Origin of the sequence: Spirillospora sp. NBC_01491, assembly GCF_036227065.1 — a bacterium.
GTDB lineage: Bacteria > Actinomycetota > Actinomycetes > Streptosporangiales > Streptosporangiaceae > Spirillospora > Spirillospora xylanilytica.
This window is the reverse complement of the sequence record NZ_CP109432.1, coordinates 902,473-928,932: the sequence shown is the minus strand read 5'-3', so window position 1 is coordinate 928,932 and position 26,460 is coordinate 902,473. Positions and strand designations below refer to the sequence as shown.

Sequence of the window (26,460 nt, the reverse complement as noted above, 5' to 3'; positions counted from 1 at the left end):
GGCCGGTCTCCTATGCTTGGCCGATTATGCCCGAAGGTCACACGATTCATCGCCTGGCCGTCGAACACCAGCGGGTGTTCGGCGGCCAGGCCGTTCGCGTTCTGAGCCCGCAGGGGCGTTTCGCCGCCGGTGCGGCGCGGCTCGACGGGCGGGTGCTGCTGGACGCGGGGGCGTACGGCAAGCATCTGCTGCTGCGGTTCGAGGACGAGCTGCTGCTTCACGTCCATCTGGGGATCTACGGGAAGTTCTCGTTCGGCGGGCTGCCGGTTCCCGATCCGGTGGGGCTGGTGCGGTTGCGGCTGGTCGGGCCGGGCGGTCACGCCGATCTTCGTGGGCCTAATACCTGCGAGCTACTCGAGCGGGGTGAGGTGAAGCTGCTGCGGGACCGGCTGGGGCCCGATCCGCTGCGCGCCGACGCCGATCCCGACGAGGCGTGGCGGCGGATCCGCCTGAGCCGGACGAGTGTGGCGGTCCTACTGCTGGATCAGTCGGTGGTGGCGGGGCCGGGGAACATCTACCGGGCGGAGGTGCTGTTCCGGCAGGGGGTGGATCCGTGGGTGCCGGGGCGTGCGCTGGGGCGTGATCGGTGGTTGGCGATCTGGGGGGATCTGCGGCGGTTGATGGCCGAGGGGGTGCGGACGGGGCGGATCGACACGGTGCGGCCCGAGCACACGCCGGAGGCGATGGGCCGGCCGCCGCGGGTGGACGATCATGGTGGTGAGGTCTACGTCTACCGGCGTGCGGGGCTGGCGTGCCTGGTGTGCGGGAGCGTGGTCCGTGCCGAGGTGGCGGCGGGCCGGAATCTGTTCTGGTGTCCGGGGTGTCAGCCCGCCGCGTGAGTCGGAGCGGTCTGGGGCGGAGGGCCCGTGTGGGTCAGAGCTGGACGTCCTGGTGGGCGCCGCCGCTCGGGCCGTCGCCGGGGGTGTCCTGTTCGTCGTGCTCTTGGTCTTTCTCGGTTCTGTCGCCGCCCGCTTTGCCGGTGCCTTTGCCGTTGCTGGTGTGGTCGTCCCCGGTGGCGCCTTTGGTGTCGGGCGGGGTGTTCTTGACGGTGTTCCGGTCGGCCGCGTCGTTCTGGGCGGTGGCTTTGACGGCGGCGCGGGCGGCGTTCGCGTCGTCGCCTGAGGCGCGTTTGTCGCGGCGGGCGCGGACGGCGTGGGCGAGGGGTTCGGCGGTGCGGGCGAGGAGGGGGCCGACGACCGCGAGGATGAGCACGTAGGCGGCTGCGAGGGGGCCGAGGCGGGGGTTGGCGCCTGCGGTGACGGCGAGGCCGGCGATGACGATGTTGAACTCGCCTCTGGGGACCAGGGCGGTTCCGGCGCGGATGCGTCCGATGGTGCCGACTCCGGCGCGGCGGGCGGCGAGCCATCCGGTGCCGAGTTTGGTGGCGACGCCGGCGAGGGCGAGGAGGGCGGCGATGCCGAGGACCGGGGGGAGGTCGCCGGGGTCGGTGTGGAGGCCGAAGAAGACGAAGAAGACGGCGGCGAAGAGGTCGCGGAGTGGGGCGAGGAGTTTCTGGGCGGTGTGGGCGAGGGGGCCGGAGAGGGCGATGCCGACGAGGAAGGCGCCGACGGCGGCGGAGACCTGGAGTTGCTGGGCGACTCCGGCGACCAGGAGGGTGAGGCCGAGGACTTTGAGGAGGAGGACTTCTTCGCTGGGGCTGGCGACGAAGCGTTCGACGAGGGAGCCGTGGCGGAGTGCGACGTAGAGGATGACCGCGATGGTGACGGCGGCGATGGCGAGGGCGGCGGCGCCGCCGATGAGGCCGGCGCCGGCGAGGAGTGCGGTGAGGATGGGGAGGTAGGCGGCCATGGCGAGGTCTTCGAAGACCAGGACGGACAGCACGGCGGGTGTTTCGCGGTTGCCGAGCCAGCCGAGGTCGCCGATGACCTTGGCGGTGATGCCGGAGGAGGTGACGTAGGTGATGCCGCCCATGGCGACGGCGGCGACGGGTCCCCAGCCGAGGATGAGGGCGGCCAGGACGCCGGGGGCGGCGTTGAGGGTGATGTCGACGAGGCCGACGGGTGCTGAGGTGCGGAGGGTGCCGACGAGTTCGTCGGCGGTGTATTCGAGGCCGAGGGTGAACAGCAGGAGGATCACTCCGACCTCGGCGCCGATGGCGACGAAGTCCTCGCTGGCGCCGAGGGGGAGGATGCCGCCGGCGCCGAAGGCGAGGCCGGCGATGAGGTAGAGGGGGATGGGGGAGATGGAGAAGCGGACGGATACGGCTCCGAGCAGCCCGAGGCCGAGGATGATGGCGCCGAGTTCGATCAGTTGGACGGCTGTGTGCATGCGGTTCAGCCGTCGGCGAGGATCCGCGCGACGGCCGCGGTTCCCTCGTCGGTGCCGACCACGACGATGGTGTCGCCGGCGGTGAACACGAAGTCGGGCCGGGGGCTGGCGATGACCTGTCCGTCGCGGACGACGGCGACGATGGAGGCGCTGGTGCGGGTGCGCGCCTGGGTGTCGGCGAGGGGTCGGTCGTCGTAGGGGGATCCGGGGACGATGGGGATCTGTTCGGTGACGAGTCCCTCGACCTGGCGTTGGAGTTCGGCGAGGTGTTCGATGATGCGGCCGGTGCCGAGGAGTTCGGCGATGGCGTTGGCCTCTTCGGGGGTGAGGGGCACGGTCGCGACGCAGCTGTCGGGGTCTTCCTTGTCGTAGATGACCATGTCCCGGCGGCCGGTACGGTGGGAGATGACCCCGATCTGGCGGCCTTTGCCGGTGGTCAGCACGTGCTGCAGGCCGATGCCCGGCAGCGCGGTCCGCTCGACGTCCACGCTCGTTCGTCCTCCTGGTTGGTTCCCGACATAAGCCCGAAATCATCGCAGATCAGGGTGCTGATCGCCAACGGTGGGGACGTGGCCGGCCGCCATCACTCACACGGTATCCGGGCGGTCGCGGTGGCGGTCGTTCCGTTCGCGGGCGGTGCGGGTGTGTCGGGGGAGGAGTAGAGGGCGGTGAGGGCGTGGGCGGTGTCGGTCATGAGGCGGCGCAGTTCGGGCGGGCTGAGGACTTCGACGTCGGCGCCGAGTTTGAGGAGTTCGACGTGGGCGTGGCGGACGGATTCGACGGGGACGGTGGCGTGGGTGCGGTCGTCGGGTTCGTCGGGGGCGGGGTGGGCGGCGATGGCGCGGGCCATGGTGGGGGGCAGGAGGTGGGCGGCGCGGTGCCGTCCTTGGGGGGTGAGGAGGATTTCGGCGCGGTCGCGGTAGGAGTCGGCTTCGAAGCGCTGGGTGTAGTGCTGCCAGTAGGTGGCGAGGTCGAAGTCGTGGGGGCGGGTGAAGCGTTGGGGGAGGACGTCGAGGTTGAGTACGCGGGCGATGCGGTAGGTGCGGATGGCGGCGTCCGCCCCGACCTCTGTGTCTCGTTCGGGGCCGGGTTCGGGGCCGGGTTCGGGGCGGGTGTCGGCCTCGGGGGTGGAGCCGGAGATGGTGCGGGCGATGAGGTACCAGGAGCCGGCCTTGAGGACGACGCCGAGGGGTTCCAGGGTGCGGGTGACGTGCTGGGGGTGGGCCCAGCGGCGGTAGCGGATCTGGATGCGCTGGTGGTTCCAGACGGCGTCGGCGACGCGGTGGAGGTGGGGGGCCTGGTCGGGGGTGCGGAACCAGCCGGAGGTGTCGAGGTGGAAGCGTTCCCGGATGCGTCCGGCGCGGGTGCGCAGGTCCGGGGGGAGGGCGGCCATGAGCTTGAGCTCGGCGGCGGCCAGGACGTTGCCGAGGCCGAGTTCTGAGGCGGGGCCGGGCATTCCGGTGAGGAAGAGGGTCTCGGCCTCGCTGGTGGTGAGGCCGTTGAGGCGGGTGCGGAATCCCTGGAGGAGGCGGTAGCCGCCGTCGGGGCCGCGGTCGGCGTAGACGGGGACGCCGGCGGCGCTGAGGGATTCGACGTCGCGGTAGACGGTGCGGACCGATACTTCGAGTTCGTCGGCGAGCTGGCGTGCGGTCATCCGTTCCCGGGTCTGGAGCAGGAGCAGCAGGGAGAGGAGTCGGCCGGCGCGCATCGTTCCAGTGTGGCCGATGCCCGGGATGGGTGCGGCCCGCGTGGGCGGGCCGCACGGGGCGCTTCAGGGCGGCCGGAGGGTCGGTGCGGGTCAGGAGATGCGGGCGACGCCTGCGAGGGCGCGCCAGGTGCCGATCGGGACCTTCTTCTCGGGGCGCCAGTCCTGGACGTCGACGAGGCCGGGTTCGAGGAGGTCGAGGCCTGTGAACAGGGCCTGGACGGCGGTGCGGGTGCGGGGGTGGGGCTGGGCGGCGGCGCCGCGGTAGAGGGCGGTGACGCGTTCGACGAGCTGGGGCGGGGCGTCGTCGCTGGTGGCGTGGACGATGACGAAGTGGCTGCCGGTGGGGAGGTGGCCGGCGATGGCGGTGACGATGGCGGCGGGGTCGTCGTCGTCGGGGATGAAGTCCAGGACGCCGACGAGGAGGACGGCGGTGGGGCGGCCGAAGTCGATGAGGCGGCGGGTTTCGGGGGCGGTGAGGATGGTCTCGGGTTCGCGGGCGTCGGCGAGGAGGAATCCGGTGCTGCCCGCGCCTTTGAGGAGGGCGCGGCTGTGGAGGTGGACGACGGGGTCGGAGTCGACGTAGACGACGCGGGCGGCGGGGTCGCTGCGGAGGGCGATCTCGTGGACGTTGTCGGCGGTGGGGAGGCCGGAGCCGATGTCCAGGAACTGGTCGATGCCGAGGTCGCGGGTCAGGTGGGTGACGCAGCGGCGGAGGAAGGCGCGGTTCTGGAGGGCGAGGTCGCGGATCTCGGGGGCCATGCGCAGGATGCTGTCGGCGGTCTGGCGGTCCACGGCGTAGTTGTCCCTGCCGCCCAGGAAGTAGTCGTAGGTGCGTGCCGGGGACGGCCAGATGACGTCCATGCCTGGCGGGGTCTTCGGGGCGTCGGGAGTCACGGGAGTGATCATCGCATCCGGCGGGGGTGCCGGGGAGGTCCTCGGTGGGTTCGGTGGCGGTGATCGGGAACGGTCCGGCGCGGGGTTGCCGGGTCAGGGGCCGGTGGGGTGGTCGGGTGTGCGTCCGGTGGCGGGCGCCGGGCCGCCTCCGGGCTCGGCCCGGGGGCGGGGTTCGGGTTCGCCGAAGCGGGTGAGGGTGAGGGTGGCCAGGACGGCCAGGGTGAATCCGGTGATGGCGACGGGGGCGAAGCCGGGGCGGCTGCGGTCGCCGAGGAGCCAGACGCCGATGCCGGCGGGGACGGCGGTCTGGGCGACGACGAGGGCGGCGATGGTGGGGGTGACGGAGCCGCGGCCGAGGGCGGTGGCGTAGAAGGCGAAGGCGGCGGTGCCGCCGGCGGCCAGCGCGTAGGTGGCGGGGTCGCGGAGCAGCTCGAGGGGGGCGAGGCTGGTCATGACGCGGACGGAGATGGAGACCAGGCCGAAGCCGAGGCCGGCGATGGCGCCGAGGGCGGCGGCGGCGGTGCGTCCGGTGAGGCGGGTGGCGGCGGCGCCGAGCAGGACGAGGGCGGCTGCGGCGGCGGGCAGGGTCCAGCGGAGGGTGGCGGGGACGTGGGCGGGGCCTTCGTGGCCGGAGGAGATGCCGAGGAGGACGAGGCCGGCGCAGACCAGGGCGATGGCGGCCCCTTCGCGTCGGGTGATGTGGATCTTCAGGAGGGGGCCGGCGGCGAGGGCGGTGACGGCGAGTTCGCCGGCGACGACGGCCTGGACGACGAACAGGGGGAGTGCGCGGAGGGCGCCGAGTTCGGCGGCGAAGCCGAGGAGGTCCAGGGTGAGGCCGGCGAGGAAGGGGAGTTGCGTGGTGAGGCGGATCAGCATGCGGGGGCCGGTGCCGTGGGCGGCGACGGCGGTGCGGGCTCCGGCGGCCTGGAGGGCGGTGCCGAGGCCGAAGCACACGGCGGCGGCGAACGCCCCCAGCAGCCCCCAGGTCATTGACTCACAGTAGGCATGCGTGCGGGGACGGTGTTCGGGCGGGGTGCGTTCCGGGCGCTGGGACGTCAGGGGGCGGGGTCAGCCTTCCAGGGCGTACTGCATGGCGCGGAACTTGTTCTGTGCTTCGGCGAGTTCGGCGGCGGGGTCGGAGTCGGCGACGATGCCGCAGCCGGCGAACAGGCGGGCGCGGTCGCCCTGGATCTCGGCGCAGCGCAGCGCGATGCCCCATTCGCCGTCGCCGCGGGCGTCGACCCAGCCGACGGGGCCGGCGTAGCGTCCGCGGTCCATGCCCTCCAGTTCGCGGATGAGGTCGAGGGCGCGGCCGGTGGGGGTGCCGCCGACGGCGGGGGTGGGGTGCAGGGCGGCGACGACGTCCAGGACGGAGCGTTCGCCGGCGAGGCGGCCGTGGACGGCGGAGGCCAGGTGCATGACGTTGGGGAGGGTGAGGAGTTCGGGTTCGGCGGGGACGTGGAGTTCGGCGCACAGGGGGGCGAGGGCGTCGCGGACCATCTCGGCGGCGTAGGCGTGTTCCTGGCGGTCCTTGGCGGAGGCGAGGAGGCGGGCGGCGCGGGCGGCGTCGTCGGTGGTGCCGGTGCCGCGGGCGGTGGTGCCGGCCAGGACGAGGGAGTCGACGCGTCCGCCGGTGCGGCGGATCAGGAGTTCGGGGGTGGCGCCGACGAGGCCGGCGACCGAGAAGGTGTAGCAGGCGGGGAAGCGGCCGGCCAGGCGGCGGAGCAGGACGCGGGGGTCGATGGGTTCGGCGGCGTGGGCGTACAGGTCGCGGGCGAGGACGGCCTTGCCGAGGTGGCCGGCGCGGATGCGTTCGACGGCGGCGGCGACGGCGCGTTCCCAGGCGGGGGCGGTGAGGGCGCCGTCGCTCCAGCTGAGCCGGGTGGGGGGCGCGGGTTGGCGGGTGGGGGCGGGGGTGGTGGTGTCGTCGCCGATGGTGGTGAGCCAGGCGCGGCCGTCGCGGCGGCCGAGGACGTGGCGGGGGACGATGAGGACCGAGTCGGGTGAGGCTGGGTCGAAGCCGAAGGTGCCGAAGGCGACGGGGCCGGTGCCGGGGAGGCCGACGGGGTCGTCGATGTGGGCGGCGGCGAACAGTTCGCGCAGGTGGCGGGCGGCGTCGGTGAACCGGTCCGGGCCGCCGGGGAGGGGCAGGCGGGCGGCTTGGCCCCAGCCGACGATGCCTTCGCCGTGCCGGATCCAGGCCAGTGCGGCGGGGTCGGGGAGGCGGGGGATCAGGTCGCCGGGGTCGGCGATGGGGACGGTCCGCACGACGAGGCGTTCGGGTGCGCTCACGGCCAGCTTCACGTCTGCCACTCTACGACAGAGTTGAACCTGTTCAAACAGGGCGGGTGCCCGGTGCCGGTGAGGCGTGCGCCACACCGCCGCCGGTGGGGCGGCGGTGTGGGCGGGAGCGGTCAGGCGGAGCGGTCGCGGCCCCGGCCGGCGAGCTTCCACGCGGCCGGGAGCAGCCCGGCGGCCAGCAGCACCTTCAGCCCGTCGCCCGCCAGGAACGGGGTCACGCCGAGGCCCAGCGCCTTGCCGAGCCCGATGTGCAGGGAGGCCATCAGGTAGGGCACCCCGGCCGCGTACATGATCGCGGTGCCGGTCAGCATCGTCGCGACGGTGCGTCCGGGGGTGCGGTCGCCGCCGCGTTCCGACATCCGGCCGACCACCGCGGCGGCCACGATGAACCCCAGCACGTAGCCGAGGGTGGGGGCGCCGGCGCCGGACCCGCCGTCGACGAACCACGGCATCCCGGCGAGGCCGGCCAGCAGGTAGACCACCATGCCGAGCGCGGCGCGGCGCCAGCCGAGGGCGGCGCCGGCCAGCAGCACCGCGAAGGTCTGGCCGGTGACCGGGACGGGGGTGCCGGGCAGCGGCACCACGATCTGGGCGGCGACGCCGACGAGCACCGCGGCGCCCGCGACCAGCGCGGCGTCGCGGGCGAGGGTGCCGGGGAGCAGGTCGCCCAGGACGGCAGGGCGCCGCTGGGCGGCATGGGCAGTAGCCACGAATCCTCCTATTGGTTCCTGTCTAGCCGAAACTTAGCGAACCGGCTGGGCAGGGGGGATCACGCGGGCTACAACTTCGCCGTCTCCGGGTTTGTCGGGCCGGCCGCTTCGCGGGTGCCGCGGGCCAGGTAGACCACGTCGGGTTCGCCGCGGCGGGCGGGGACCTCGCGGGCCTGGACCCGGTCGAAGCGGCGGCGCAGCAGGTCCTCGAACGCCGGGGCGGCGCCCGCGCTCCACACCGCCAGGACGCCGCCGGGCGCCAGGCGGCGGGCCAGCAGGTCCAGGCCGGCGTCGCCGTAGAGGCGGGCGTTGCCGGGGGTGACGGTCCATTCGGGGCCGTTGTCGATGTCCAGGCAGATCGCGTCGTAGCGGCCGGTGCCGGCGGGCGGGGACCGCAGCCAGTCGAGGAGGTCGGCGCGTTCGAGGGTGACGCGGGGGTCGTCGAGGGCGCCTTCGGAGCAGGCCCGCAGGAAGGTGTCGTGCCAGGCGATCACGGCGGGCTCGCGCTCGACGACCGTCACACGCTGGACCCGGGGGAGCCGCACGGCCTCGGCGAGGGAGAACCCGACGCCGAGGCCGCCGATCAGGACCGCGGCGGGCGGGCCGTCGCCGCCGGCCGCGAGCCGGACCAGCAGCCGCTCGGACTCGCCGTCGCGGGTGTCCATCAGGAACATCCCGTTGCTGATGATCTCGAAGTCGGCGCCGTCGCGGCGCAGCACCAGCTCGCCGCCCTGCCCCTCGGCCCGTTCGACGACGTCGGGCCCCTCGTCACACCCCGTGGAGATTCGCATGACCGACGACCCTAGCCACTGCCCCGGCCGAAAGTCATCGAGTTTCCGGGGGTCGGGCTGGGGCCGGACTCGGCCCCCCCTGGCCGGAACCTGCCGGAGGCTAGCCCGTGCGGACCGGCGCCTCGACGGCCCCGGCTTCACGGTCACCGCCCGCAGGGCCGATCGCAGGGCCGATCGCAGGGCCGCCCGCCGCCGCGCCGGGCTGCCGGCCCGGCGCCTTGGCGTTGATGAAGACGCCCGCGACCACCGCGGCCAGCAGCATGATGCCCGCGGAGACCCAGGTCGCCACGGAGTAGCCGTGCACCGTCGCCGCCGCCAGTGCCGCCTTCGCCTGCGGCATCTGCCGGGCGGGGTCGACCCGGTGGTCGGTCAGCCAGTCCGTGGTCGCGCCGGCCGCGATCGTGTTGAGCAGCGCGGTGCCGACCGACCCGCCCACCTGCTGCATGGTGTTGAGGGTCGCCGAGGCCGCCCCCTGCTCGTGCGGGGCGACGCGGCCGGTGGCCGTGGAGATTGCCGCCATGAACGTGGCGCCCAGGCCGAGGCCCATCATGGAGATGCCGGGTAGGACGTGGCTGAGGTAGGTGGCGTCGACGTCCATGGAGGCCAGGAAGGCCAGGCCGCCGGCGGCCAGTGTCAGACCGGGCGTGATCAGCGCCCGGGCCGGCACCTTGTGCAGCAGCCGCGCCGAGACCTGGGTGGAACCGATGATCATGCAGGCGGTCAGCGGCAGGTAGGCCGCACCGGTCTTCAGCGGCGACCAGCCCTTGATGCCCTGAAGGTAGTAGGTCAGGAACAGGAAGACGCCGAACATGGCGATGGTGACCAGGGCCATCGTCAGGTAGGCGCCCGCCCGCTGGCGGTCCTTGACGATGTGCAGGGGCAGCAGCGGTGTCCGGGCGCGGGTCTGCCACAGGGAGAAGGCCCCGAGGACCGCCACGCCGCCGATCAGCAGGGTCAGCACTCGGGTGTCGCCCCAGCCGCGGGACTCGGCCTCGCTGAAGCCGTAGACGATGGACAGCACGCCGGAGGTGCCCAGCACGGCGCCGAGGAGGTCCAGCCGGGCGCCGGTCCTGCGGCCCGGGTCCTTGAGCATCACGATCGCGCCGATCACCGCGAGGGCGGCCACCGGGGCGTTGACGTACAGGCACCAGCGCCAGTCCAGATACTCGGTCAGGAAGCCGCCGACCAGCATGCCGATGGCGCCGCCGGCTCCGGCGATGGCGCCGAACACGCCGAACGCCTTGCCGCGTTCGCGCGGGTCGGTGAAGGTCGTGGTCATCAGGGACAGCGCGGCGGGGGCCAGTAGCGCGGCGAAGACGCCCTGCAGGGCGCGGGCCGCGAACAGCATGCCGGGGCCGGTGGCGGCGCCGCCGAGCGCGGAGGCGCCGGCGAAGCCGATCAGGCCGATGATGAAGCTGCGCCTGCGTCCGAACAGGTCTCCGAGTCGGCCGCCGAGCAGCAGCAGGCCGCCGAAGGCGAGGGTGTAGGCGGTGATGGTCCACTGCCGGTCGCCGTCGGTCATGCCGAGGTCCCGCTGGGCGGACGGCAGGGCGATGTTGACGATGGTCATGTCCAGCATCACGATCAGCTGGGCGAGCGCGATGACCACCAGGCCCCACCAGCGGCGGGGGTCGGGCGGCGGGGCGTCCCCCCGCTCGCCCGGGGATGTGCCGGGGCGTTCGGGGCCGTTTTCGGGCACGACTGTGTCGGTCATGTGTTCGGCTGCCTTCCACATGTGCGTGTTCGGGGTCGGTTCGGGCCGACCGCGGTGGGCCGGCATCGTGCTGCGGCGCGGTCGGGGGCCGGCGGTGCCGCTCGGCGCCGGGTCAGGCGGGTGAAGCCGGGCATCAGGGCCTCAGGGGTGGGCGTCGAGCCACTCCTGGAAGGTGGGGGGCCGGCGAGTTCGGCGTGAGCGTCGGGCAGGAGCCCGCCACCGGCGGCGTACCCGGCATCGGAACGACCCGGCACCCCCGTTCGGCGAGGACGTCCACGACGTGGCGTCCCAGCCGCCCGGTCGCTCCTGCCACTGCGAACTTCCCGATGCTCATGCTCCGTGCCTTTCCTCGATCGCCAAACGATGTTTGGACCGCTCGGAATGCGGCCTGTGCGCCGCCCGGATCGTTCGCGCGGTGTCCTGACGAACACCAGACGTGGGCGATCCGACCCCTTGTGACAGCTCGGCCATGTGATACGGGCCACTGATCGCAGGTGTCACAAAGCGATGGGGACCGGCGTCTTGTGCGTGTGGCAGGGCTGAGAGCGAACCAGCAGGAGCCGGACATGAGCGAGCACCGCGAACGAACCACGGACACGGGCGAGCCGCCCGATCGTGCCGACCGCGTGGACTCCGCCACCGAGGCGTTCGTCGCCCACCGCAACCTGCTATTCACCGTGGCCTACGAGATGCTCGGCTCGGCCGCCGACGCCGAGGACGTCCTCCAGGAAACCTGGCTGCGATGGGTCGGCGTCGAGCTGGACACCGTCCGGGATCAGCGTGCCTACCTGGTCCGGATCGTCACCCGGCAGGCGCTGGACCGGCTGCGTGCACTCCGCCGGCGCAAGGAGTCCTACGTCGGTCCGTGGCTGCCCGAGCCGCTGCTGACCGCGCCCGACGTGGCCGACGACGTCGAGTTGGCCGAGAGCGTCTCGATGGCGATGCTGCTGGTCCTGGAGACGCTCACGCCGACCGAACGGGCGGTGTTCGTGCTGCGCGAGGTGTTCGACCTGGAGTACGGCGAGATCGCCGAAGCGGTCGACAAGACCCCCGCCGCGGTCCGCCAGATCGCGCACCGGGCACGCGCGCACGTCGCCGCCCGCCGACCCCGCGGGGCCGTCTCCGCGGCCGACACCCGCGACGCACTCCAAGCGTTCCAGCGGGCGATCGAAACGGGCGACCTACAGAGCCTGCTCGACATCCTCGCGCCGGACGTCGTCGCCCTCAGCGACGGCGGCGGCATCAAACACGCCCTGCCGCGGCCCATCCTGGGGGCCGCAAAGGTGGTTCGCCTGCTGGCCACCGGTTGGTACAAGCGCGGCACCGGAATGTCGGTCGAACCCGTGCAGATCAACGGCGGCCCGGCGCTGCTCGTCCGACTCGACGGGGAGCTCGACGGCGTACTGGCGGTACGGGTCGAGAACGGCCGCGTCACCGGCCTCTATCACGTGCGCAACCCCGAGAAACTGTCGCGGATAGAACGAGAGACCACCGTGACCCGCTGAGGCCGAAACGGCCCGCAGAAGGTACTAACGAGTTGCGCAACGCGATTCTCAGCGGTTGGCGCGAGAGGACGCGGAAAGAGTCAAGCGCTGCGCGCGGACGAGGAACACCGCCGCCCTCGGCATGCTCGGTGCAACCGTGCTGCTAGGCGGTATCGGTACTGCCCAAGCGGCGGAGCCCGGCAGCAACGTAACCACCAAGGCTGCGGCGTATACTCCCGAGTCCATCTGCGGGAGCGGCTACTACGTGCAGGAGTAGGCGCCGCTCTCCGGCACCAGGGTCTACCTGCTCTACAATGGCACATATAACTGCGTGGTGACGATTAAGACCGCGTCAGGTGCGTGCGCTTCTTCGGGTACCACAACAATACGAGCTACACCAGCCCTTGGATGCACTGCGGCTGACGGACCGTTCAGGGAAGTGGAACCGGCCAGGCGGCCAACGGCACCCCGTTGGCCGCCTGGCCGGCCACGACGTGGGGCGGGACGGCCGGCCGCGCCAACGGGTCACGCCAGCTCTTCCCTGAAACCCTGGCGCCAGGACGGGAAGCGAAGCTCCCAGCCGAGCTCCCGCTTGGCCTTGGCGTTGGAGAAGCCGCGCCCCTCGGTCATCATCGTCACCGCCACTTCCCCGGCCAGCGGCCGGGCCAGCCAGGCGGGGACACGCATCGGCCGCTTCGCCCCCGCGCACTCGGCCAGATAGGGCAGCCACTCGACGGCCGGGGCCGGTTCGTCGTCGACGATGTCGAACACGCCCCTCGCCCGCTGCTCCACAGCCAGCACGGTGGCGCTCGCAGCATCGTCCAGATGCACCCACGAGCAGTAGCCGACGCCGCCCCCGACGATCGGGAACCGCCGCTTGCGCACCGGCTCGACCAGGCCGTCGGTGGCGCCCGGCCCGTAGAACCAGCCGTAGCGCAGGACCGCGCCGCCGGCCCTGACGACCGCGTCCTCGACGTGGCGGATCGCCGCCATCGCGGGCTCCGCCGCTGTTCCGGTCATCGGGTCCACCGGGTCCTGCTCGGTCTTCACCCGGCCGCCCTCGCGGATGCCGTTCCAGGCGGCGTAGCCCTGGGCGACGAAATGGGGGACGCCGGTCGCCTCGCCGGCGGCCAGCAGGTGGTCGGTCCCCTCGGTGCGCAGCCGGTTGGTGCCGGCGAACCACCGATCCATGTGCTTCATATCGGGTTCACCGGCGTGCGCCACCGAGATCGCGGTCATCTGGTGCACGATCACGTCCGGCCGGGCGGCCTCCACCGCCTCACCGACCGACACCGCATCCAGCCCGTCCATCACGACGCCCTCCGCGCCCAGCCGCTCCAGCAGCCCCAGCTTGGCCGCGCCCGTCGTCGAAGCCGTCACCTGGTGGCCACCCTCCACGAGCCGCGGTACCAGCCGCCGCCCCAGCACCCCGGTCCCACCCGCCACGAACACTCGCATGACCAACACCTCCCGATCAGAGCCCGTCCGTCCACACCATCCGGCTACCCCGATCCGGGACGCTCCTCACCAGCGACGATGCCCAGCTCCCCGTCAACGGCCGGGAGGCCGACGGCATCTCCGGTGGGACCGAGCCTTCCCGTCCAGCCGTATTTCAGGCGTTCGTGGCAGAGGCTCGGGGGCGGGTGGCGGTGCCGAGGATCTGAGGAGCGGCGGGGAACGGCAGGCCGGTGTCGGCGTGGCCGAGCCGGTCCAGGCGGGTGAGGGTGAATCCGGCGTCCCGGATGGCGGCGGCGGTGTCGCGGCTGGTGTGGCAGCCGCCGCCGAACAGCGGCCAGAGAGTGGCGTCGGCGAGGCGTTGGAGCCGTTGGCGGGTGGGGGTGTCGGCGCGGACGTGCTCGAAGAACCGCAGCTGCCCGCCGGGTCTGACCACTCTGAAGATCTCGGCGAGGGCGGCGGCGGGGTCGGGCACCGTGCACAGCACCAGCGAGACGACGGCCGCGTCACGGGAGGCATCGGCGGCGGGGAGCCGGTCGGCGAACCCGTCGACGACCTCGATCGGCATGGAGGCCCGGGTGGCGGCGGCCCGGGCGAGCCGCCGCAGGCGCGCTTCGGGCTCGACGGCCAGCACACTGGTGACCTGGGCCGGGTAGTGGCCGAAGGTGGCTCCCGGGCCCGCGCCGACCTCGATGACGTCACCGGCCAGACCGGCCAGCAGAGTGGCGCGGTGCGGGACAAGGCCGCGCTCCAACCGCGGGCTCATACGGGAGTAGGCGCGGGCGAACAGCGGATGGCGGCGCGAGGTCATCGTCGTACCCCTTCGGTGGGTCGATGTACGGCCTACCAGTAAACGGGGTCGACGAGAATCCGCGCTGGTGAACCGTCGTGGCTGGCGTGGGCGTGACTTTCCGTGTCATCGGGGCGTCTCCATGGCGTGCGTGCTCAGCTGCCGGCCGCTGCGTTCGGCCTGGGCGCGGGCCCAGCGCCCGGTCGAGATCAGGCCGAGCAGCGCGGTCGCGATGCCGCAGCCGGCCAGAACGGCCCAGGCGGTACGGCTGGACGCGACGAACCCGGTCGAGCCGCCCGCGACGATCGCACCGCACACCGCCACACCGATCGCGCCGCCGGTCTGGCGGCATGTCGAGGCGATCGCTCCGGCGACCCCGGCCTGGTCGCGTGGCATCCCTGACAGGGCGGTGGTGGTCATCGGGGTGCCGACCAGGCCGAAGCCGGCACCGAACAGCAGATAGGCGAGCACGAGGTACCAGGCCCCGGTCTCGCGTCCGGCCCCGACGAGCAGGCCGGTTCCCGCCGCCAGCAGCAGCCCGGCCAGCACGAGCGCCGGCCTGGGGCCCCGGGCGGCCACGATGCGCCCCGAGATCATCGCGCATGCCGCCAGTGCGGCGGCCATCGGGATGGTAAGCAGGCCCGCGTGCAGCGCGCTGTAGCCGCGGACGTCTTGCAGGTAGAGGGTGTTGAGGAACAAGAACCCGCCCAGGGTCATCAAGGCGACCAGCGCGATGATCGCCGCCCCCGAGAACGCCGGACTGCGGAAGAACCGGATGTCCACCAGTGGTTCGGCGCGCCGGGACTCGGTCACGACCAGCCCGGACAGCGAGACGGCGGCTAGGACGAACAGCGCGATGATGAACGGTGAGCTCCAGCCGTGCCGGGGCCCTTCGATGACGGCGGCGGTGACCGGGCCGAGGAAGGTGACGACGAGCAGCTGGCCGAGGGGGTCGAACCGCTTGCCGCGCGCCGCCCTGGACTCGGGGACGAACCTCTGGGTCAGGTAGATGGCCAGGGCGCCGAGCGGCACGTTGACCCAGAAGATGGACCGCCATCCGAGGCCGCTGACCAGCAGGCCGCCGAGCACGGGGCCGCCGGCCCCGCTCAGACCCGCCACCGCTCCCCATGCGCCCACCGCGCGAGCGCGCTCCTTCGGGTCAGTGAAGGTGGTGGCGATGATCGACATCGCGACCGGGTTCAGCATCGCGCCGCCCACCGCCTGGAGCGCGCGGAAGGCGACCAGGGCACCCAGGGAGGGCGCGAGGCCGCACAGCAGGGAACCGAGCGAGAAGAATCCCAGCCCGACCTGGAACACCCGGCGCCGGCCGAACCGGTCGGCCACCGAACCCGCGAACATCAACAGGCATGCGATGACCAGCGTGTAGGCGTCGACCACCCACTGCAGGCCACTGACCGGCGCGTGCAGTGCCTTCTGGATCGAGGGCAGCGCCACATTGGCGATCGTCGTGTCCAGCCCCGCCACGATCACGCTCAGGAAGCAGGTCACCAGCACGACGGTCCGTCCGCGCGGCGACAGCGTGCGTGGAGACTCGACAGAAAGGCTCACGGCCATTGTTATACAACAATTATTGTGCTACAAAATGAATTTCCCATTGATTTATGCGGTGCCGTCGGCCTGTTTGTTGGCGGGCCGTAGACCTGTGCCGCGGTCGCCGTCCTCGCCATCATCTGCGCGGCGGGCTGGGGCTCGCGGTGGCGCCACGGGCCGTTTCCGCCGGTTCAGGCCGGACGGCCTGGTAGACGCCGCCCACGGCGGTGGTCGCGACGGCGGCGCCCGCCCCGGCCGATGTCAGGACGACGGCCCCTCCGGCGAGCGCGGACGATGATCGCGTCCATGTCCTCTATGCGCTATGGTCTGGCCTCGTCGCGGATTGTGGCCAAATGCGGCGAATCATAGCGTCGTCCGATGCCGATGTTCGTGTTGTGTCTTGTCCAATTCATGCTCGTGCTCGATGACACCGTCGTGAACGTGGCCCTGCCCAGCATCCGTGATGAGCTGGGCTTCAGCACGTCCGGGCTGCCCTGGGTCGTCAACGCCTACTTCCTGGCCTTCGGCGGGCTGCTGCTGCTGTGCGGCCGGCTGGCGGACGTGCTGGGCCGCCGCCGCGTTTTCCTCATCGGTGTGGCGCTGTTCGGGGTGGCCAGCCTGGCCTGCGGGGTCGCGCAGGAGCCGTGGCAGCTCGTGATCGGGCGGTTCGTGCAGGGCGCCGGTTCCGCGATGGCCGGCCCGGCGGCGATGTCGATGATCACGTTGCTGTACCCGGGGCCGGAGGAGCGGACCAGGGCGCTGGGCCTCTGGGGTGGCATCGCGGCCCTGGGCGGGACCTCGGGCCTGGTGCTGTCCGGGGTGCTGACCGACCTGGTGTCCTGGCGCGGGATCTTCCTGATCAACCTGCCCATCGTCGCCGTGGCCCTGGCGCTGCTTCCCCGGCTGGTCCCCGAGTCCCGCGCCCCGGGCCGGCGCCACCTCGACGTTCCCGGCGCGGTCCTGGTCACCGGTGCCGCGGTGTCGCTGGTGTACGGGTTGCTGCGTGCCGGCGGGACCGGCTGGAGCGATCCGGTCGCGATCGGCGCCGTCGTGCTGTCGGCCGCCTTGGTGGTGGCGTTCCTGGTGGCCGAGTCGCGGGCGGTGGCACCGCTGGTGCCCAGGGCGTTCCTGGCCTCGCGGACGCGGGCGGTCGCCAACGGCGCGACCCTGCTGTTCTCGATGGCCATGTACGCGATGTCGTTCCTATTGATGATCCAGGTGCAGACCGCTCTGGGATACAGCCCGCTCCTGGCCGGCATCGCCTACCTGCCCTATGGCGCCGGCATCCTGGCGGGCATGTGGCTGTCCTCCCGCATCTCCCTCAAAATCGGGACGCGCCAGGCGCTCCTGCTGGCGTTCCTGGTCAACATCGCCGGCCTGCTGCTGCTGTCCGGCGTGGCGGCGGGCGACTCCTACGCCGCCCACGTCCTGCCCGGCATGCTCGTGCTGAGCGTGGGCAACGGGCTGAGCCTGCCCGTCATGGCCGCGGCCGCGGTCGAGGGCACCACCGAGGAGGACGCCGGTCTCGGCTCGGCCCTGTTCACCTCCGTCCAGCAGATCGGCGGCGCCGTCGGGGTGGCCGCGCTGACCGTCATGGGCTACTCGGGCGGGCTCGTGGCGGGCGCGGTGTGCGTGGCGCTCGGCGCCGTGCTCATCGTCGTGCTGCTGCCCTCGCGTTCCGGCGGCCCGCGGCGGCCCGCTGGAGAAGGGGCGGGCGGCCGAAGCGCGCCGACGGCCGCTCCCCGGTGAGGATCGACTGGGGCCTGGTGGCGGGAGCCGAAGCCCCGTGCCGTCACGCCGGTGACGGCGAGGAGGCGGCGGCCGAGGGGGCGGTCGAGGGGGCGGCGCGCGGCGTGCGCGCCAACGTGGTGGCGCCCGGCCTGATCGACACCGTGATGGGCCGGGCCGCGTCGGCCGGGAACGCGGGCCGCGACCGGGCCGTCCGCGCGATCCCGATGCGCCGGCAGGGCACCGCGTGGGAGGTCGCCGACGCGGCGGTGTTCCTGCTGCGGCACCGCTGGGAACGCGACGGCCTGGCCGGGCAGGACGGCGGACGGCTCATGGTGGTGTGCGGCGGCGAGCGCCTCGGGTTCGTCGCGTACCGCAGGATCGGCACCTCCCGCAGCTCGTACTGCTGGAGCATCGGCATCGCGCTGCTGCCCTCCGCGCGCGGCCAGGGCGCCGGCACCGAGGCGCAGCGGCTCCTGGCCCGGTACCTGTTCGCCCACACCCAGGTCGCGCGGGTGCAGGCCGAGACCGACGCGGCCAACATCGCCGAGCAGCGGGCGCTGGAGAGGGCCGGGTTCACCCGCGAGGGCGTCCTGCGCAACTGGAACTTCCGCGACGGCCGCTGGCGCGATGCGGTGATCTACAGCATCCTGCGCGGCGAGTCCAGGTGACCGGGCCGAGGCGAGGGGCATGCGGGTCGCGGTGTGAGGAGCGGTCCGGGTCGGGGCGGGCCGGGCGGCGGTGGGCGGGGTCAGGTCCCCGGACCGCCCCGCACCCCGCGGAACGTCGCCCGGTAGGCGCCGGGCGACACCCCGAGCACCGCGCGCAGATGCTGGCGCAGCGACGCGCCCGTCCCGAAACCCGCCTTCTCGGCCACCCGGTCGATTGGGAGGTCGGTCTCCTCCAGCAGCTGCCGGGCCCGCTCCACCCGCTGCCGGGCCAGCCACCGCGACGCCGACTCGCCCGTCTCCTCCCGGAACCGGCGGGTGAAGGTCCGCACGCTCATCGACTCGCGCCCGGCCAGGTCCCGCAGCGTCAGCGGGCGGTCCAGGTGCTCCAGCGCCCAGGCCCGCGCGGTGCCCGTCCAGGACGCCCCCGCCTCGGGCACCGGCCGCGGGACGAACTGCGCCTGGCCGCCCTCGCGGTGCGGCGGGACCACGGTGCGGCGCGCCACCCCGTTCGCCACCGCCGCACCGTGATCACCGCGGATCATGTGCAGGCACAGGTCGATGCCCGCCGCCTCCCCGGCCGAGGTCAGCACCAGGCCCTCGTCGGTGTAGAGGACGTCCGGGTCCAGCCGCACCCCCGGGAACCGCTCCCGGAACAGATCGGCCGACAGCCAGTGCGTGGTCGCGCGCCGTCCCTCCAGCAGGCCCGCCGCCGCCAGCACGAACGCCCCCGTGCAGATCGAGGCGATCCGGGGGCCCGGCCGCAGTTCCGCCAGCGCCCGCGCCGCCGCGCCCCACCCGGCGTGCGCCTCGTCCTCCTCGTGCGAGGCCAGGACGATCACCGTCCCGGCCCGTTCCAGCTCCTCCAGGCCCCGCTCGACCTCGACGGTGAAGTCGGCGCCGGTGCGGACCGTTCCCGGCTCCGGCGCGCACGTCACGATCTCGTACAGCGGGTCGCCGGCCGCGGTCGAGGCGTTCCCGAAGAGCTGGTGGGCGATCCCGAGTTCCAGGGGCAGCACGCCCGGCCGCACCAGCACCGCCACCCGGTGGCACTCCGGAGCGCTCATGGCCCGATCCTTTCACATGATGGCCGACCGGCCACTCGTGGCCGTCCGCGCCGGCCGCGCATGATGACACCCATGAGCACCCACGCCACCACGGCCACCAGCACCGGCGACACCATCACGGGGGTGATCGGCGGCGCCGGGAGCCCGAGCCTGAAGGTCCTGTGGGTCCTGGCGCACCCCGAAGCGCGCTCGCTGAACGGCGCGCTGCGCGACGAGGGGCTGCACACCCTCAAGGAACTCGGCCATGAGGTCCGCGAGTCGGACCTGTACGCGATGAACTGGAACCCTCTGGTCAGCGCCGCCGACTACGGCCTCGCCCCCCGGGAACGGCTGATCGTCGGCGCGGAGTCCGAGCGCGCCCACGCCGCCGGCACCCTCCCCGAGGACGTCCGCGCCGAGCAGGAGAAGATCGCCTGGGCCGACGTGCTCGTGTTCCAGTTCCCGCTGTGGTGGGCCGGGGTCCCGGCGATCCTCAAGGGCTGGTTCGACCGCGTCCTGGTCCAGGGGTTCGCGTTCGGGCTCACCGCACCCGACGGGCGCGTCCGCCGCTACGGAGAGGGCGGCCTGGGCGGCAAGCGCGCCCTGGTGATCACCACCATCGGCGCCCGCGCGAGCGCCTTCGGGCCCGCGGCGTGCACGGCGACGCCGCCGAGGTCCTGTTCCCCCTGCTGCACGGCGTCCTGTGGTATACCGGTGTCGCCGCGCTGCCGCCCTTGACGGTCTTCGGCGCCGACCGGCTCACCGCGGACGGCCACGACGAGGCCGTCGCCGCGCTCCGCGACCGGCTCCGCGGCCTCCCGGACGACGCGGCCCTGCCCTACCGGCCCGAGCACGGCGGCGACTTCGACGGCGACCTGGTGCTGCGCCCGGACCTGGCCCCCGGGCTCGCCGGCCTCGGCGTCCACCTCCGCGAGGACTCTGCCTGACCCCCCGGGGGCGTGCGGACGGGCATGAGTACCGAGGCGAGGGCGGCAGCCGGGAGGACGGGTGCGGGCGCGGCGGATGCGAGGGCGGCGGGCGGTTCAGCGGCCGATCAGGTCCAGGACCTCGGCGTGCAGCTCCGCCGTCGCCGCCGCGACGACGAAGCCGCCGCCGGTCGGCGCCGTCCCGTCCAGCCCGGTGATCACCCCGCCCGCCGCGCGCACGATCGGGATCAGCGCGCCGACGTCGTAGGGCTCCAGGCTCGCCTCCACCACCAGGTCCAGCTGCCCGAGTGCGAGCAGCCCGTAGGAGTAGCAGTCGCCGCCGAACCGTTGGAGCCGCACCGCGCCGGCGACCTTCTCGAACGCCGCCCGCTCGGCGGGCGTCCCGAACATCCCGGGATGGGTGCTGTACATGACCGCGTCGCCGAGCGAGGTCGTCGGCCGCGTCCGCAGGGCCGACCGTAGCCCCGGCCCCTCGAACAGGCCCGCCCCGCCGACCGCGCTGAACGTCTCGCGCAGGTACGGCTGGCGCAGCCAGCCCGCGACGGGCTCGCCGCCGACCGACAAGCCGAGCAGCACCCCCCACAGCGGCACCCCGCTGACGAACGCCTTGGTCCCGTCGACCGGGTCGATCAGCCACGTCCGACCGCTGGTGCCCGGGCCGCTCGCGCCCGCCTCCTCGCCGACCACGCGGTCGCCCGGGAACCGCGCCGACAGCTCGGCCCGCAGCAGCCCCTCCACCGCCCGGTCGGCCTCGGTCACCGGGTCGTAGCCGCCCGGCCCGCCCTTGTCGAGCTCGCCCAGCCGCGCCGGATCGGCGCGGAACCATTCGAGCGCCAGCTCTCCGGCCCTGACCAGCAGATCGGGCACGTCCTCGGTACCGGCAAGTGAAGCGTCCACCGGGGGAGTAAACCAGAACCGCCGCCGCGTCCGGCGCCCGGGATCATCGCGGCGAACGGGGGAGCGGCGGCCGGTGCGCGGCACGCGCCCGGTGCGCGGGACCGCCGCGGGGTGGGCCGCACCGGCGGGGTCTAGCCGGCGGCGGGCGGGGCGAGGGCGGCGAACGCGCGGTCGAGGAGACCGGCGCGGTCGGCGGCGCCGTCCGAACGCAGCCACTCGCGGCCCGCCGCGTCCAGCGCCGCCGCCGCGGCGCCCGTCAGCAGGTCGGCGGTGAAGGCGTCCAGTTCCGCGCCCGGCCGCTCGCGCAGCGCCCGCGCGATCAGGGTCCGCATCTCGTCGCGCTTGTGGTGCAGCCGGGCCCGCAGCGCCGGGGTCGACTCGATCAGCCGCAGCCCCGCCAGCTCGCGCTGCGCGGCGTGCACCCGGCTCTCCCACTCGCGCAGCACCACGTGCAGGCACGTCCACGCCGGCTCCCCGGCCGGACGGGCCCCGACGGCCTCGGCGATCCGCGCGGCGACCTCCTCCACGTCGCCGAACACCACGTCCTCCTTGGCCGGGAAGTACCGGAAGAAGGTCCGCTTGGACAGCCCTGCCGCTGCGGCGATGTCCTCCACCGTCGTCTCCTCGAACCCCCGCTCCGCGAACATCGCCACCGCCACCCCGGCCAGCTCGGCCCGCACCGCGCGCCGCGTCCGCTCCCGCAGCCCCGCCCCGCCCGTCCCGTCCCCATGCGCCATGCGCCCAGGCTACCGAGACAGCACCAGGTGTCAAAGATGGCACTCGGTGTCATATAGTGCCGGGATGAGCGAACCACGGCAGGCCCCGATGACCCTGCGAGGCAGGACGGCCCTGGTGACCGGAAGCACCGGCGGCATCGGCAAGGAGACCGCGCGCGGGCTCGCCGCCCTCGGCGCCCGGGTGGTCCTGGTCGGCCGCGACCGCCGCCGCGCGGACGCCGCCGCCGCCGAGCTCGCCCGCGGCGGCGCCGAGATCACCGCGCACACCGCCGACCTCACCCGCCGCGCCGACCTGCGCCGCCTGGCCGCCGAGATCACCCAGCGGCACCCCCGCCTGCACATCCTGATCAACAACGCCGGCGGGATGACCCCCGCCCGGACCCTCACCCCCGACGGCGTGGAGCAGACCTTCGCCGCCAACGTCCTGGCCCCCTACACCCTGACCTGCCTGCTGCTGCCCGCCCTGCGCGCCGCCGGCGACGCCCGCGTGGTCAACCTCACCGGCGGCATCCCCGGCGGCGCCCTGGACCCCGCCAACCTCCAGGGCGAGAAGGCCTACCTCGGCTGGAGGTTCTCCCAGTACAACCACGCCAAGACCGCCGTCATGGCGATGAGCCGCCACCTCGCCGCCCGCCTGGAGGACACCGGCGTCACCGTCAACGTCGCCTACCCCGGGCACGCCCACACCCCCGGCAACCAGGCCCTGCCGATCCGCGCGTTCCCCTACGCCTACCGGCCCCTGGCCCCCCTGATCCGGCTCCTCGGCCCGCTCCTGCTCAGCGACCTCGCCAAACCCGCCCGGTCCAGCCTCCACCTGGCCTCAAGCCCCGACCTGGACGGCGTCACCGGCGCCTACTACAACGCCCACTCACGCCGCACCCCCTGGCCCGCCACCGTCCTGGACGAGCGCAACACCCGCGCGGTGGGGGACCTGTGCGCACGGCTCAGCGGCGTCACCGCCCCCTGACCGCCGGCCCCCTGACCACCGTCCACCCAAACGTCATCGGCCCGACGGACGTGTCCGGCCGGCAGGCCCCCGGCCGGACGCGAGCTCAGACGGAACTCACCCGCGCTCGCGCAGGTAGCCCTCCAGCTCGGCGGCCCCGGCCAGCAGCGCCCGCCCGCGGGCCGACAGCCGGCCGCGCCAGTCCCGCAGGGCGGCCTCCAGCGGCTCCAGCCCGCCGGCCGCCCGCACCTGGGCGATCAGCGGGGCGATCTGCTCCAGCAGGTAGCCGCCCCGCCTGAGCTGGTGGGCCAGCAGGGCGTCCCGCACGTCGGCCTCGCTGTAGACGCGGTACCCCGTCCGCGGGTCGCGGCGCGGGCTCACCAGCCCGGCGCGCTCCCACTTGCGCAGCGTCGCGGGCCGGATCCCGAGCCTGCCCGCCAGCGGCCCGATGAACGTCCCGCCGGACCCGGACCCGGACCCGGGTCCGGGTATCGCGGCCGGCCCCAGGTCGCGCAGGGCGCCCTCCACCGCCTGGAGGGTCCGCCGGTCGTCGAGGAGCTGGGCGTGGCCCTCGTCGATGAGGCCGAACGCCTCCTCGAGCGCGCCCTGGTTCACGGCCCGCATGATCGACGTCGCCGCCTGGTGGCCGTGGCCGGGCACCAGGGCGAGGAACGCGTCCAGGGCCCCCGCGTGCAGCGAGGTGTAGATGCGGTAGCCGTGGGGTGTGCGGCCGGCGGCCGGAAGGACGCCGGCCTCCTCGTAATTCCTGACCGCCTGCGTGGACAGACCGTGCCCGCGCGCCAGATCCACCGGCCTGAGCCGCACACCGTTTTGAAGGTTCTGCCTCATAGGCCTGCCAATGTCGCGGAAAAGTTTCAACCGAAGGTTCAACGATACCGTTGAAGGCATGGCAACCGACATCACCGACACCGCCCATGCCGTCGAGGCCGCCGCCGTCATGAGGCTGCTCCCGGCCCGGCCACGGCTGCTGGCCCTGGGCGAGCCCACCCACGGCGAGGACACCCTGCTCGAGCTGCGCAACGAGCTCTTCCGGCAGCTCGTCGAGCAGGAGGGCCACCAGACGATCACGATCGAGAGCGACTGCATGATGGGCCTGGTCGTGGACGACTACGTCACCTCGGGCACGGGCACCCTCGAGGAGGTCATGGAGCACGGATTCAGCCACGGCTTCGGCGCCTCCGCGGCCAACCGCGAGCTCGTCCGCTGGATGCGCGCCCACAACGACGGCCGGCCCGCGTCCGAGCAGGTCCGCTTCGCCGGTTTCGACGGCCCGCTGGAGATCACCGGCGCCGCCAGCCCCCGGCAGGCCCTCACCGCACTCCACGGCCACCTCGCGGCCCACGTGGACGCGGACCTGCTCCCCTGCACCGCGGAAACGCTCGACCGTCTGATCGGCGCCGACGACCGGTGGACCGACCCCGCCGTGATGATGGACCCGTCCCGGTCCGTGGGGCAGTCGGCCGAGGCCGGCCGGCTGCGGCTGCTCGCCGACGACCTGGTGGCGCTGCTCGACGCGCAGACCCCGCACCTGATCACGGCGGCCTCGCGGGGCGAGTGGGACCGGGCCCGCCTGTACGGGCGGACCGCCACCGGCCTGCTGCGCTACCACCACTGGATGGCCGACACCTCACCGGCACGCATGACCCGGCTGCTCGGCGTGCGGGGCCAGATGATGGCCCACAACCTCCTCGCCGTCGCCGAGCGGGGCCCGGCGTTCGTCCACGCCCACAACTCCCACCTCCAGCGGGAGAAGAGCTCCATGCGGCTGGGCGGGATGCCGCTGGAGTGGTGGAGCGCCGGCGCGATCGTGCACGCGCACCTGGGCCGGGACTACGCCTTCGTGGCCACCGCCCTCGGCACGATCCGGCACCGGGGAGTGGACACCCCGCCGCCCGGCACCCTCGAAGGACTCCTGTACGCGCTCCCGCAGGACCGCTGCCTCATCGACGCCCCCCGGCTCGTCATCGCGCTCGGCGACAGCCAGCCCGCGCATCGCGTATCCCCCTGGTTCGGCTACGCCTCGTTCGACCCGGCCCACCTGGCCGACAGCGACGGCATCGTGTTCGTCAAGGACGTCCCGCAGAACTGACCCTCCCCAATCGACCCCCTCAGCAGCGGCCCGGCCCGGCCACCGGCATCGGCGTTCGGTACGTAGCACCACAACACGTACGTAACAATGGGCCGCTATGGCATGGCGAGCGGGGACGGTAATCCGAGTGCTGGCGGCGGCGACGTCTGCGGCGGTGCTGGCCGCCTGCGGCGGCGGAGACGGGCACGGCGGCGAACCGGCCGCCGCGCCGGGCGGCGCCCGCGCCGAATGCGCCGCCGTCGCCGCGCCCGGCGACTCGCGCTCACGGGAACTGCGCGGCATGTGGATCGCCACCGTCGCCGGCATCGACTGGCCCAAGAGCCCCTCCAAGGAGCGGCAGCAGGCCGGATTCCGCAAACTCCTGGACACCGCCCAGGCGATGAACCTCAACGCGGTCTTCGTGCAGATCCGCCCCAACTCCGACGCGTTCTACCCCTCCCCGCACGAACCGTGGTCCCAGTGGATCACCGGGAAGCAGGGCAAGGACCCCGGCTACGACGTCCTCGGCTTCATGCTCAAGGAGGCCCACGCCCGCAACCTGGAGTTCCACGCCTGGTTCAACCCCTACCGCGTCAGCCGCCAGTCCGACCTCGGCAAGCTCGCGCCCGGCAGCCCCGCCCGCAAGCACCCCGACTGGGTCCGCAAGTACGGGACCGGCCTGTGGTACGACCCCGGCCTGCCCCAGGTCCGCGACCTGGCCACCAAGGCCGTCATGGACGTGGTCGGCAAGTACGACATCGACGCCGTCCACTTCGACGACTACTTCTACCCCTATCCCGAGGGCGCCGCCGACTACCCCGACAAGGCCACCTACAAGGCCCACGGCCGCGGCATGGACAAGGCCGACTGGCGCCGGCAGAACGTCGACACCCTCGTACGGACCCTCTCCGAGCAGATCCACCGCGCCAAACCCTGGATGCGGTTCGGGATCAGCCCCTTCGGCGTGTGGCGCAACAAGACCACCGACCCCAAGGGCTCGGCCACCAAGGCCCTGGAGAGCTACGACGCCCAGTACGCCGACACCCTCAAATGGATCAAGCAGGGCTGGATCGACTACGTCACCCCCCAGCTGTACTGGGCGGTCGGCGACGCCCGCGCCGACTACGCCACCCTCGTCGACTGGTGGTCCCGCCAGGTCGCCGGCACCCGCGTCCAGCTCAGCATCGGCCAGGCCGCCTACCGCGTCGGCGAGGACGCCACCTGGAAGAAGCCCGCCGAGCTGGGACGCCACCTCGACCTCAACCGGCGCCACCCCGCCGTCCGCGGCGACGTCTACTTCTCCGCCGCCGACCTGGCCTCCAACCGCCGCGGCTTCGCCCAGCGGCTCCGCGACGACCACTACCCCCGCCCCGCGATCCCGCCCGTGGTGCAGGGACGCGGCGGGCAGGCCCCCGCACCGGCCCGCGGCCTGCGCGCCGGACCCGCCGCCGGCGGCGCCAAGGGCGTCCAGGTCCAGTGGCGGCCCGCCGGCGACGCCACTGCCTACGGCGTCTACCGCGTCGACGGCAAAGCCCCCGCGTGCGCCGCCGTCGACCCGGCCCGCCTCGTCGCCGCCGTCCGCGGCGGCGGCATCGTCGACCCGTCCGCCCGGCCCGGCCGCACCTACACCTACTACGTCACCGCACTGGACCGGCTGCACCACGAGAGCGCCCCCGGACGCGGCGCAACGGTTACCGCCCCCCGGGGATAATGAT

25 protein-coding genes are annotated in these 26,460 nt (G+C 73.5%); 9 read left to right on the top strand and 16 right to left on the bottom strand.

Going from position 1 to position 26,460, the window contains the following annotated elements; all coding sequences use genetic code 11:
• Positions 1–26 precede the first annotated feature (26 nt).
• Entirely contained in the window at positions 27–839 is an 813-nt protein-coding gene (locus OHA34_RS04530; RefSeq protein ID WP_285943123.1) for an Fpg/Nei family DNA glycosylase, read from the top strand.
• Positions 840–873: 34 nt separating this feature from the next.
• On the opposite strand, the gene OHA34_RS04525 is transcribed toward OHA34_RS04530, so the two are convergent.
• The 9 genes from OHA34_RS04525 to OHA34_RS04485 all read right to left on the bottom strand — a co-directional run bounded on the left by OHA34_RS04525 (position 874) and on the right by OHA34_RS04485 (position 10,407).
• The gene (locus OHA34_RS04525; protein ID WP_285943125.1) at positions 874–2,289 is read right to left on the bottom strand and encodes a cation:proton antiporter; all 1,416 of its coding nucleotides are present in this window, start codon (positions 2,287–2,289) and stop codon (positions 874–876) included.
• A 5-nt stretch (positions 2,290–2,294) separates the two neighbouring features.
• Positions 2,295–2,777 (bottom strand): cation:proton antiporter regulatory subunit, encoded by a 483-nt coding sequence (locus OHA34_RS04520; RefSeq protein WP_285943126.1) that lies wholly within the window; start codon positions 2,775–2,777, stop codon positions 2,295–2,297.
• Positions 2,778–2,872: 95 nt separating this feature from the next.
• Positions 2,873–3,997, bottom strand: coding sequence for a helix-turn-helix transcriptional regulator (locus tag OHA34_RS04515; RefSeq protein WP_329520802.1), 1,125 nt, complete (start codon positions 3,995–3,997; stop codon positions 2,873–2,875).
• Between the two features lie 90 nt (positions 3,998–4,087).
• Positions 4,088–4,891 carry an SAM-dependent methyltransferase gene (locus OHA34_RS04510; protein ID WP_285943130.1) on the bottom strand — a complete coding sequence of 268 codons (804 nt, stop codon included), beginning with the start codon at positions 4,889–4,891 and terminating at the stop codon, positions 4,088–4,090.
• Positions 4,892–4,984: 93 nt separating this feature from the next.
• The gene (locus tag OHA34_RS04505) at positions 4,985–5,881 is read right to left on the bottom strand and encodes a hypothetical protein (protein ID WP_329520801.1); all 897 of its coding nucleotides are present in this window, start codon (positions 5,879–5,881) and stop codon (positions 4,985–4,987) included.
• A 78-nt stretch (positions 5,882–5,959) separates the two neighbouring features.
• Complete coding sequence (locus OHA34_RS04500) at positions 5,960–7,195, bottom strand: isochorismate synthase (RefSeq protein WP_329520800.1); 1,236 nt, start codon at positions 7,193–7,195, stop codon at positions 5,960–5,962.
• Positions 7,196–7,305: 110 nt separating this feature from the next.
• Positions 7,306–7,902 carry a biotin transporter BioY gene (locus OHA34_RS04495; RefSeq protein WP_285943136.1) on the bottom strand — a complete coding sequence of 199 codons (597 nt, stop codon included), beginning with the start codon at positions 7,900–7,902 and terminating at the stop codon, positions 7,306–7,308.
• Between the two features lie 68 nt (positions 7,903–7,970).
• On the bottom strand, positions 7,971–8,693 hold the full coding sequence (locus tag OHA34_RS04490; protein ID WP_329520799.1) for a spermidine synthase: 723 nt from the start codon (positions 8,691–8,693) through the stop codon (positions 7,971–7,973).
• A 100-nt stretch (positions 8,694–8,793) separates the two neighbouring features.
• On the bottom strand, positions 8,794–10,407 hold the full coding sequence (locus OHA34_RS04485; protein WP_329520798.1) for an MFS transporter: 1,614 nt from the start codon (positions 10,405–10,407) through the stop codon (positions 8,794–8,796).
• A 566-nt stretch (positions 10,408–10,973) separates the two neighbouring features.
• Between OHA34_RS04485 and OHA34_RS04480 the strand changes: the two genes are divergently transcribed.
• Positions 10,974–11,912 (top strand): RNA polymerase sigma-70 factor, encoded by a 939-nt coding sequence (locus OHA34_RS04480; RefSeq protein WP_329520797.1) that lies wholly within the window; start codon positions 10,974–10,976, stop codon positions 11,910–11,912.
• Between the two features lie 504 nt (positions 11,913–12,416).
• On the opposite strand, the gene OHA34_RS04475 is transcribed toward OHA34_RS04480, so the two are convergent.
• From OHA34_RS04475 to OHA34_RS04465, 3 genes are all read right to left on the bottom strand, one after another.
• The gene (locus tag OHA34_RS04475) at positions 12,417–13,349 is read right to left on the bottom strand and encodes an NAD-dependent epimerase/dehydratase family protein (protein ID WP_329520796.1); all 933 of its coding nucleotides are present in this window, start codon (positions 13,347–13,349) and stop codon (positions 12,417–12,419) included.
• Between the two features lie 154 nt (positions 13,350–13,503).
• Complete coding sequence (locus tag OHA34_RS04470; RefSeq protein ID WP_329520795.1) at positions 13,504–14,157, bottom strand: class I SAM-dependent methyltransferase; 654 nt, start codon at positions 14,155–14,157, stop codon at positions 13,504–13,506.
• 105 nt (positions 14,158–14,262) lie between these two features.
• A complete protein-coding gene (locus OHA34_RS04465) occupies positions 14,263–15,711 on the bottom strand; it encodes an MFS transporter (RefSeq protein ID WP_432763092.1) in 1,449 nt (482 codons plus the stop codon).
• A 354-nt stretch (positions 15,712–16,065) separates the two neighbouring features.
• Here OHA34_RS04465 and OHA34_RS04460 point away from each other — a divergent pair, with 354 nt between their 5' ends.
• Both OHA34_RS04460 and OHA34_RS04455 read left to right on the top strand, forming a co-directional pair.
• Positions 16,066–17,436: an MFS transporter gene (locus OHA34_RS04460; protein WP_329520794.1), complete on the top strand. Its 1,371-nt coding sequence runs from the start codon at positions 16,066–16,068 to the stop codon at positions 17,434–17,436.
• Positions 17,433–18,086, top strand: coding sequence for a GNAT family N-acetyltransferase (locus OHA34_RS04455; protein ID WP_329520793.1), 654 nt, complete (start codon positions 17,433–17,435; stop codon positions 18,084–18,086). The genes OHA34_RS04460 and OHA34_RS04455 overlap by 4 nt, the downstream gene beginning before the upstream one ends.
• An 80-nt stretch (positions 18,087–18,166) precedes the next feature.
• On the opposite strand, the gene OHA34_RS04450 is transcribed toward OHA34_RS04455, so the two are convergent.
• Entirely contained in the window at positions 18,167–19,150 is a 984-nt protein-coding gene (locus OHA34_RS04450; RefSeq protein ID WP_329520792.1) for a GlxA family transcriptional regulator, read from the bottom strand.
• 72 nt (positions 19,151–19,222) lie between these two features.
• On the opposite strand from OHA34_RS04450, the gene OHA34_RS04445 reads away from it, so the two are divergent.
• Together OHA34_RS04445 and OHA34_RS04440 are read left to right on the top strand one after the other, a co-directional pair.
• Positions 19,223–19,867: an NAD(P)H-dependent oxidoreductase gene (locus tag OHA34_RS04445; protein ID WP_329520791.1), complete on the top strand. Its 645-nt coding sequence runs from the start codon at positions 19,223–19,225 to the stop codon at positions 19,865–19,867.
• The gene (locus tag OHA34_RS04440) at positions 19,864–20,076 is read left to right on the top strand and encodes a hypothetical protein (protein ID WP_329520790.1); all 213 of its coding nucleotides are present in this window, start codon (positions 19,864–19,866) and stop codon (positions 20,074–20,076) included. The genes OHA34_RS04445 and OHA34_RS04440 overlap by 4 nt, the downstream gene beginning before the upstream one ends.
• Positions 20,077–20,172: 96 nt before the next feature.
• On the opposite strand, the gene OHA34_RS04435 is transcribed toward OHA34_RS04440, so the two are convergent.
• Positions 20,173–20,973: an inositol monophosphatase family protein gene (locus OHA34_RS04435; protein WP_329520789.1), complete on the bottom strand. Its 801-nt coding sequence runs from the start codon at positions 20,971–20,973 to the stop codon at positions 20,173–20,175.
• Between the two features lie 131 nt (positions 20,974–21,104).
• On the bottom strand, positions 21,105–21,710 hold the full coding sequence (locus OHA34_RS04430; protein WP_329520788.1) for a TetR family transcriptional regulator: 606 nt from the start codon (positions 21,708–21,710) through the stop codon (positions 21,105–21,107).
• A gap of 64 nt (positions 21,711–21,774) precedes the next feature.
• Here OHA34_RS04430 and OHA34_RS04425 point away from each other — a divergent pair, with 64 nt between their 5' ends.
• A complete protein-coding gene (locus OHA34_RS04425; protein ID WP_329520787.1) occupies positions 21,775–22,677 on the top strand; it encodes an SDR family NAD(P)-dependent oxidoreductase in 903 nt (300 codons plus the stop codon).
• Between the two features lie 96 nt (positions 22,678–22,773).
• On the opposite strand, the gene OHA34_RS04420 is transcribed toward OHA34_RS04425, so the two are convergent.
• Positions 22,774–23,505: a TioE family transcriptional regulator gene (locus OHA34_RS04420; protein WP_329520786.1), complete on the bottom strand. Its 732-nt coding sequence runs from the start codon at positions 23,503–23,505 to the stop codon at positions 22,774–22,776.
• 58 nt (positions 23,506–23,563) lie between these two features.
• On the opposite strand from OHA34_RS04420, the gene OHA34_RS04415 reads away from it, so the two are divergent.
• Positions 23,564–24,766, top strand: a complete 1,203-nt coding sequence (locus OHA34_RS04415; protein WP_329520785.1) for an erythromycin esterase family protein — start codon at positions 23,564–23,566, stop codon at positions 24,764–24,766.
• Between the two features lie 97 nt (positions 24,767–24,863).
• On the top strand, positions 24,864–26,456 hold the full coding sequence (locus OHA34_RS04410) for a glycoside hydrolase family 10 protein (protein ID WP_329520784.1): 1,593 nt from the start codon (positions 24,864–24,866) through the stop codon (positions 26,454–26,456).
• Positions 26,457–26,460 lie beyond the last annotated feature (4 nt).

What these genes read in the sequence shown, in the direction of transcription:
- OHA34_RS04420 (WP_329520786.1), bottom strand. Translation starts at nt 23,505, where the DNA reads ATGAGGCAGAACCTTCAAAACGGTGTGCGGCTCAGGCCGGTGGATCTG.
- OHA34_RS04490 (WP_329520799.1), bottom strand. Translation starts at nt 8,693, where the DNA reads ATGCGAATCTCCACGGGGTGTGACGAGGGGCCCGACGTCGTCGAACGG.
- OHA34_RS04525 (WP_285943125.1), bottom strand. Translation starts at nt 2,289, where the DNA reads ATGCACACAGCCGTCCAACTGATCGAACTCGGCGCCATCATCCTCGGC.
- OHA34_RS04425 (WP_329520787.1), top strand. Translation starts at nt 21,775, where the DNA reads ATGAGCGAACCACGGCAGGCCCCGATGACCCTGCGAGGCAGGACGGCC.
- OHA34_RS04485 (WP_329520798.1), bottom strand. Translation starts at nt 10,407, where the DNA reads ATGACCGACACAGTCGTGCCCGAAAACGGCCCCGAACGCCCCGGCACA.
- OHA34_RS04415 (WP_329520785.1), top strand. Translation starts at nt 23,564, where the DNA reads ATGGCAACCGACATCACCGACACCGCCCATGCCGTCGAGGCCGCCGCC.
- OHA34_RS04445 (WP_329520791.1), top strand. Translation starts at nt 19,223, where the DNA reads ATGAGCACCCACGCCACCACGGCCACCAGCACCGGCGACACCATCACG.
- OHA34_RS04460 (WP_329520794.1), top strand. Translation starts at nt 16,066, where the DNA reads ATGCCGATGTTCGTGTTGTGTCTTGTCCAATTCATGCTCGTGCTCGAT.
- OHA34_RS04515 (WP_329520802.1), bottom strand. Translation starts at nt 3,997, where the DNA reads ATGCGCGCCGGCCGACTCCTCTCCCTGCTGCTCCTGCTCCAGACCCGG.
- OHA34_RS04430 (WP_329520788.1), bottom strand. Translation starts at nt 21,710, where the DNA reads ATGGCGCATGGGGACGGGACGGGCGGGGCGGGGCTGCGGGAGCGGACG.
- OHA34_RS04480 (WP_329520797.1), top strand. Translation starts at nt 10,974, where the DNA reads ATGAGCGAGCACCGCGAACGAACCACGGACACGGGCGAGCCGCCCGAT.
- OHA34_RS04465 (WP_432763092.1), bottom strand. Translation starts at nt 15,711, where the DNA reads ATGGCCGTGAGCCTTTCTGTCGAGTCTCCACGCACGCTGTCGCCGCGC.
- OHA34_RS04470 (WP_329520795.1), bottom strand. Translation starts at nt 14,157, where the DNA reads ATGACCTCGCGCCGCCATCCGCTGTTCGCCCGCGCCTACTCCCGTATG.
- OHA34_RS04530 (WP_285943123.1), top strand. Translation starts at nt 27, where the DNA reads ATGCCCGAAGGTCACACGATTCATCGCCTGGCCGTCGAACACCAGCGG.
- OHA34_RS04475 (WP_329520796.1), bottom strand. Translation starts at nt 13,349, where the DNA reads ATGCGAGTGTTCGTGGCGGGTGGGACCGGGGTGCTGGGGCGGCGGCTG.
- OHA34_RS04505 (WP_329520801.1), bottom strand. Translation starts at nt 5,881, where the DNA reads ATGACCTGGGGGCTGCTGGGGGCGTTCGCCGCCGCCGTGTGCTTCGGC.
- OHA34_RS04450 (WP_329520792.1), bottom strand. Translation starts at nt 19,150, where the DNA reads ATGAGCGCTCCGGAGTGCCACCGGGTGGCGGTGCTGGTGCGGCCGGGC.
- OHA34_RS04410 (WP_329520784.1), top strand. Translation starts at nt 24,864, where the DNA reads ATGGCATGGCGAGCGGGGACGGTAATCCGAGTGCTGGCGGCGGCGACG.